The organism is uncultured Clostridium sp. (assembly GCF_937920395.1).
Classification (GTDB): Bacteria; Bacillota; Clostridia; order Clostridiales; family Clostridiaceae; genus Clostridium_AD.
Window position 1 is genome coordinate 1 of the sequence record NZ_CALEVF010000029.1, and the last position, 7,224, is coordinate 7,224.

At 30.5% G+C, this 7,224-nt stretch carries 6 protein-coding genes; 2 read left to right on the top strand and 4 right to left on the bottom strand.

The genetic code is table 11. From position 1 onward, the window contains the following. Positions 1–80 precede the first annotated feature (80 nt). Positions 81–1,016 carry a hypothetical protein gene (locus tag Q0649_RS01775; RefSeq protein ID WP_298836624.1) on the top strand — a complete coding sequence of 312 codons (936 nt, stop codon included), beginning with the start codon at positions 81–83 and terminating at the stop codon, positions 1,014–1,016. A gap of 99 nt (positions 1,017–1,115) precedes the next feature. Here Q0649_RS01775 and Q0649_RS01780 read toward each other — a convergent pair whose 3' ends face one another. From Q0649_RS01780 to Q0649_RS01790, 3 genes are all read right to left on the bottom strand, one after another. Continuing rightward, a complete protein-coding gene (locus Q0649_RS01780; protein ID WP_298836626.1) occupies positions 1,116–3,791 on the bottom strand; it encodes a cation-translocating P-type ATPase in 2,676 nt (891 codons plus the stop codon). Positions 3,792–4,052: 261 nt separating this feature from the next. Next, positions 4,053–4,598 (bottom strand): chromate transporter, encoded by a 546-nt coding sequence (locus Q0649_RS01785; protein ID WP_298836628.1) that lies wholly within the window; start codon positions 4,596–4,598, stop codon positions 4,053–4,055. Continuing rightward, positions 4,599–5,135, bottom strand: a complete 537-nt coding sequence (locus tag Q0649_RS01790; protein WP_298836630.1) for a chromate transporter — start codon at positions 5,133–5,135, stop codon at positions 4,599–4,601. A 178-nt stretch (positions 5,136–5,313) separates the two neighbouring features. On the opposite strand from Q0649_RS01790, the gene Q0649_RS01795 reads away from it, so the two are divergent. Beyond that, entirely contained in the window at positions 5,314–5,736 is a 423-nt protein-coding gene (locus Q0649_RS01795) for a YaaR family protein (protein WP_298836632.1), read from the top strand. Between the two features lie 276 nt (positions 5,737–6,012). Here the strand turns inward: Q0649_RS01795 and Q0649_RS01800 are convergent. Next, on the bottom strand, positions 6,013–7,224 hold a 1,212-nt coding region (locus Q0649_RS01800; protein ID WP_298836634.1), incomplete at its 5' end, for an NAD(+) synthase.

Sequence of the window (7,224 nt, forward strand, 5' to 3'; positions counted from 1 at the left end):
TATAATTGTAAAGCCTTGAAGTCACTTGACTACAAGGTTATGCAATTAACTAATAAATTTACTAATAAGGAGGATTTTTAATGAAATCAAAAACCATATTATTAACATCAGCTATATTAACAGTATTACTAGTTGGATGTAACATGAAAGCTCCAACTCAAATGCCCAAAACAACTCCAAAGGTAATAACCACAAATTCAATGGTAAGTACGGCAAATGAATTTGAAAAGGCAATAAGTATAAATGGTACATGGATTATTAATTTAAAAAAGAATATAACTATTGATAAAAATCTTGTAGTTGAAGGTGAATTTAAAAAGGATAAAACTATTATAGGTCGTAATATAAACTTATATAGTCAAGATAAAAATAAGAAGATAACTGATAAATTTATTTTAACTGTACCAAAATTAACTATTAATAGTCCTAAAACAAGTATAGTTCATGGAACTTTTAAAGGTGACATTTATGTGTCATCAAATAACTTTCAATTAATGGATACTACAGTTGAGGGGAATGTATATTTTACTACAACTGCATCTAAAAATACATGCAAAATTGATGCTAAAAGCAAAGTTACTGGAAAAAAAGAATTAGTAACAACTTCAAATTCTGTAAATACTGCGATTGGATTTGAAAAGGCTATAAGTAAAAATGGTATACAAACTATTGATATGAAAAAAAGCCTAACTATTAATAAAGATCTTGTAGTTGATGGTGAGTTTAGAAATGATAAAGCTCTTTTGGAACGAAAGATAAATCTATACAGTCATGACAAAGCAAATAACATAGACCATAAATTTACTTTAGTTGCGCCAAAATTAACTATTAAAAGTACTCAAACTAGTATGGAACATGGAACTTTCAAAGGTGATCTTTATATTTCAGCAAATAATTTTAAGTTAATAGATACTAAAATTGATGGAAATGTATATTTTACTACACCAGAAGCTAAAAATACATGTAAAATGGATGCTACAAGTAAAGTTATTGGAACACAAGAATTAAGAAAATAGTATAATATATACTGATAGTCTTATAAAATGAAGAAAACACATATATGTTTTCAATAAATAATAAGAGGTTGATGAATTAATTCATCAACCTCTATTTGTTTATTTGATTGTTTGTGCCTTAGATGACATACGTTTAAATATTTTTACAATCTCATTTAAGATTAAGGGCATAAGTGATAATAGAGTAACGAAACCCCAATCTTGCATATTTAAAGCATGAACACTAAAGGCTCTTGCAAGTGGTGGTATTGTTATTATAAAGGTTTGTAGCATTAGTCCTAAGATAATAGATCCAATTAAATATTTGTTTGAAAATAAACCTATTTGGAATATGGATTTCTTTTCATTTCTCATATTTAATGAATGAACAAGTTGAGAGCAACTAAGTACTACAAAAGCCATAGTTTGTGCATGCTCTAGAGCGTCTGGTTTAAGACCACTTGGGAATAATGGAAATAAATTTAGATCACCACTATAATATTTTGCACCTATTATAAATGCGGCTAGGGTTAGTATTCCAATCAATAATCCGTTAAGAGCTAGATTTAAGGTAGTGCCTTTAAATAAACTGTCCTTTGGATTACGTGGTTTATATTTCATTACGTCAGGGTCACCAGGATCTACTCCTAGGGCTAGAGCTGGAAGTGTATCTGTAATTAAATTAACCCATAATATATGTACAGGTCGAAGAGGAGATGCCCAACCTAAAAGTATTGCTAAAAATAGTGCTATAATTTCTCCAACATTACAAGAGATAAGGAATATTACAGTTTTTTTGATATTACGAAATATGTTTCTTCCTTCCTTTATAGCAGCTATAATAGTTGAAAAGTTATCATCTATTAATATCATATCAGCTGCACCTTTAGCCACATCAGTACCTGTTATTCCCATTGCAACACCAATGTTTGCCGTTTTAAGGGAGGGTGCATCATTTACTCCATCACCAGTCATTGATACTATGTTTCCTTTTGATTTAAAAGATTTTATAATTTTTACTTTATGTTCTGGGGATACTCTTGCGAACACTCTAATATCATCAATTTTATTATTTAATTCGACCTCGGAAATTTTATCAAGCTCACTGCCAGACATAACGGCTTTAGGATCATCTGTAATATTAAGGTCCTTTGCTATAGCAAAAGCTGTGTTTTGATGGTCACCAGTTATCATTATAGTCTTAATTCCCGATTTCTTACATAATGAAATAGAATCTTTAACCTCAAGCCTTGGTGGATCTATCATGCCAACTAGACCAATAAATATTAAATCATTTTCTAAACAATCAATATCTATATGATGTGTGGTTAGAATTTTATAAGCTGAACCAAGAACTCTTAATGCATCATCAGACATATTATTAGATATCGATATTATGTCTTTTTTTATCTTGGGAGTAATTTCTACAATACTGCCTTTAATATAGGCTTTAGTACATAAATTTAACAGATTATCAATTGCTCCTTTTGTCATTACATAATATTCATCATCATATTTATTTACAGTGGTCATTAATTTTCTATCTGATTCAAAAGGAATCTCATTAATTCGTTGGTGTTTTTTCTCGAGTTCATCTTTAAATATATTGTTGTTTATACCAGGTATGAGTAGTGCAATTTCAGTTGGATCCCCAGTTTTTGAACTCTCGGAATATGTAGCGTCATTACATAAAATAAGATTTTCAAGTAGCAACTTGTGTTGTTTGTTTTTAAGATTTAAATTATCAGCATTCTCTAAAGTGTCGCCTGCATAAAATTTAGTTACAGTCATTTTATTTTGAGTTAAGGTTCCTGTTTTGTCTGAGCATATAATATTTACAGAACCTAAAGTTTCAACTGCAGGGAGTTTACGTACAATTGCATTTTCCTTAATCATTTTTTGAACGCCCATAGCAAGTACTATAGTGACTATTGCTGGCAGACCTTCAGGGATAGCGGCAACAGCCAAACTAATGGATGTAAGCAGCATTTCAAAAAGATCTCTCTTTTGAAGAACACCTACAATAAACATAAGGGCACATATAAATAATGCACCTATTCCAAGAAATTTACCAAGCTGCGCTAACTTTTTTTGTAATGGAGTTTCTGTATCTATTTTTTCATCTAACATTTTAGCAATTTTACCAATTTGAGTATCCATCCCAGTAGATACAGCTATGCCGACACCTCTACCGTATGTTGCAAGAGTTGACATAAAGAGCATATTTTTTTGATCACCCAGTGGGATATCATCACCATTTAATACAAGAGTAGCATCTTTATCCACGGGTACAGATTCTCCTGTTAGTGTAGATTCTTCGATTTTTAAATTTGCAGTTTCAAGTAGCCTCAGATCACAAGGTACATATCGACCGGCATCAATAATAATAATGTCACCAGGTACAACTTCTCTTGAGGGAATTTCTTTTACCTCTCCATCTCGTCTAACTACAGCCTTTGGAGTGGACAATTTTTTTAGTGCATCAAGAGCTTTTTCGGCTTTTGACTCTTGAATAATTCCGACAGTTGCATTAATAACAATTACGATAGCAATTATAACCGCATCGCTTGTTTCACCAAGAAGGGCAGAAATTACAGCAGCAGCAATTAGAATGTAAATAAGAATATCATTTAATTGAGCAAAAAACATAGAAAATAGTGTTTTAGGCTTTTTAGTCTCTAACTGATTAAGTCCAAATTTTTCTCTTTGTATATCTGATTCCTTTTGAGAAAGTCCGGTCTCTAAATTGGAGTTGAAATCTTTTAGTACTTCCTTTATAGTTTTGCTTTCAAACATGAATACCACCTCTTTTATAGTATTTGTAAATATAGTGAAAATTATTAGATACAAAAAAACCTTTGCTCTATTAAAAAAATAGAACAAAGGTCTGGCAACATCTAGTGAGTTAATTATCCGGGCATAATTTAGTACACCGTGATGACGAACAATTAAAAGCAGAAAACTGCTCTCGCTACTCCCCTTTGATACATTAGATATATCATATCATATTATTATAAATGAAACAATGATTATATTAGGTAAACAAAGGCAAATAGTTTAAAAAAATAACATGGGGAATAGGCCATAAAATATAATGCCTAATACTCCAGAAATCATTATTGTTATAATTGGATGAAATTTATCAGCCAGTAGTAGTCCAAATATTATAAATCCAATTATTATGCTTCTAATGTCTTTATAAGATTCATGTCCTAGAGATAAGAATACAGAAATAATAAGACCAATCATAGCAGGACGCATACCTGCAAGGGCTGCTTTCATTATATAGGATTCTTTAAATTTCACAATATAATGGTTTGCAATGGAAACTAGAAAAAATGAAAATGAAATTACACCTAAAGTTGCGGCGATACTACCTGAGATACCAGCAACTTTATACCCTACAAAAGTAGCAGAATTTATGGCTATTGGTCCTGGAGTCATTTGTGATATACCAATGATATCAACAAACTCTTTATAACTAATCCAATTATTGCTTTTTACAATTTCTCTTTCGATAAGTGGAAGCATAGCATAACCACCTCCAAAACTAAAGGCACCTATTTTTAAGAATGATAAAAATATTTTAACTAAAATATCCATTTACTTTACCTTCTTCCCAAGAAATATAACTCCATACAAACCAGACAAAAGTATAACTATAACAGGATGCACTTTTAAAAATAATATGCTTACAATTGATACTAAAATTACAATGAAATTTGCATAGTTTTTCTTTATGGATTTTGATAAACTAACTACAGCTATAAGAACAAGTACTGGTACTGCAGCAGATATACCTTTGAAAATCAAATTTACATAGTAATACTGACGAAACTTCATAAAAAAAACGGCTATGCATAGAATTATAAAAAATGAAGGTAAAACAACTCCTAGAAGTCCAATGATAGCTCCAAGAAGACCACCAATTCTATAACCAATAAATACGCTACAATTAACAACTAAGGCTCCAGGGAAAGTCTGAGAAATAACAACTATATCTAAAAAGTCTTCTTTTGAAAGCCACTTTTCTTTAATTACAACTTCAGTCTCAATAAGTGGGAGCATTGCATAACCTCCACCAAAGGTAAAAGATCCTATTTTAAAGAAAGTTAAAAACATAATTAGTAATCTTTTCATTGGTACACCTCTCATAATTTATTTTCTACTACGGCAAGAACTTATTTTCTGTTGTGGCTAGAACTTATTTTCTGTTGTGTATATTTTTTTGATGAAAGTTCGGTATAATATATATAAGAATGTAAAAGATATAAAAAGTCTAATAAAGCAATATAGATAAATTAGAGGTGAAATAATCATGGAAATATCAAGAACCAGAAGAAATTCAAATATTTCAACTGATAAAAAAACTATTCAGAATAAAATGGACTTTTCTCAAAACTTTAGTTCTGCTAGGCATAATAAATCAGAGGAGCAGCTAAAGGATATGATGGATGACATAAAAAAGAAAGGAAATAGGTTAAGTACTACAAAATGTTATGCTGATGTTAAAGCGTATAAAAATTTAATTAAAGAATATTTGAATTCCATTTTAAAACATATGTATGAGGTAAAAAAAGATATTAGTTTTTGGCAAACACAATATTTTATAACAGTAAATACTGTGGATGCTAAACTAGAGGAACTTACTCAAATGTTACTTAGTCAGGAAAAAGACAATCTTAAAGTAGCAAATACTATTGATGAAATTTCAGGTTTAATTGTTGATATATATAAGTAAAAAAGATAAACAAGTATATATTACGCGTATTGTAATACGAATAATGTATTCACTTTGCTAAGAACTACTAATTTTATTTTTAATCAATCTACTAAAAAACATAAACTCGCTTCGCTCAAACATATGTTTTTCTTAACGTAGCTTAATTAAAATAAAATAAGAAGTTCTAAAGCACGCTTCAACGCATTATACGTAATATACACTTGTTATGCGTGTAAAAGCATTAGTTAGCAAACCTGAAAAGGAATGTTAAGCCACTACATAATGTGTATCTTCCTAGAGGAAAGAATTATAACTAGCATCTGATGGCATTCTAAGGTCTCCTCTTGGAGAAACACTTATTGTTCCCACTTTGGGACCATCAGGCAAAGCTGAACGTTTAAATTGTTGAGTGAAAAATCTTTTTATAAATTTATCTAACCATTTAATTATTACGACTTCCTCGAAGTCATCTTTAAATGCTTGCTTTGCTAAAAATAATATTCTTTTAGGAGTTGCGCCTTGCTTCATAAAATAATAAAGAAAGAAGTCATGCAGCACATATGGTCCTACTATATCTTCAGTCTTTTGCGTTATTTTTCCACTTTTATCTTTAGGCATAAGTTCAGGACTTACTGGAGTGTCAAGAATATCTAAAAGAATGTCTGTAACCTGCTTTGAAGATTCTTTATCTGCTACATATTTGACTAAGTATCTAACCAAAGTCTTTGGAATTGAACAATTTACAGAGTACATAGACATATGGTCGCCATTATAGGTGCACCAACCTAAAGCAAGTTCTGATAAATCACCTGTACCTATTAACAGACCACCTTCTTTATTTGCAAGGTCCATAAGAATTTGTGTTCTTTCTCTTGCTTGAACATTCTCATATGTTACATCATGTTTTTCTACTGGATGACCTATATCTTTAAAATGCAAAAGACACGCATCAACAATATTAATTTCGCGAAGATCAGTTCCTAAATTTTTGCAAAGATTTACTGCATTGAAATATGTCCTGTCCGTAGTACCAAAGCCTGGCATAGTTATAGTTATAATATTTTTTAATGGTATTTTTAATTTATCAAAGGTTTTAACAATAACGAGGAGTGCTAGTGTTGAATCAAGACCTCCAGAAATTCCAACTATTGCTTTGTTAAGCCCTGTGTATGAAAATCTTTTAGCAAGAGCCGATGATTGAATATTAAATATCTCTGCTGAGCGGGCTTCACGCTTAAGTAGGTCCGACGGAACAAAAGGATATTTATCAATGTTCCTATCAAATATGCCAAAATCTAAACTCTTAAATTCAAAAGGGATTTCGTTTACTTCAAAAGGACATATGGAAGTAGTATTTCTAAAGCTTGTGTTTTTTAATCTTTCACTATTCAATTTATTTATATCAATAATAGATGTGATAACTTCATTTTCTCTTTGAAATCTATTGTTTTCTTTTAATAATAAACCATTTTCACTAATTAAAAGATGACCACTGAAAACTAAATC

What these genes read in the sequence shown, in the direction of transcription:
- Q0649_RS01775 (WP_298836624.1), top strand. Translation starts at nt 81, where the DNA reads ATGAAATCAAAAACCATATTATTAACATCAGCTATATTAACAGTATTA.
- Q0649_RS01780 (WP_298836626.1), bottom strand. Translation starts at nt 3,791, where the DNA reads ATGTTTGAAAGCAAAACTATAAAGGAAGTACTAAAAGATTTCAACTCC.
- Q0649_RS01785 (WP_298836628.1), bottom strand. Translation starts at nt 4,598, where the DNA reads ATGGATATTTTAGTTAAAATATTTTTATCATTCTTAAAAATAGGTGCC.
- Q0649_RS01790 (WP_298836630.1), bottom strand. Translation starts at nt 5,135, where the DNA reads ATGAAAAGATTACTAATTATGTTTTTAACTTTCTTTAAAATAGGATCT.
- Q0649_RS01795 (WP_298836632.1), top strand. Translation starts at nt 5,314, where the DNA reads ATGGAAATATCAAGAACCAGAAGAAATTCAAATATTTCAACTGATAAA.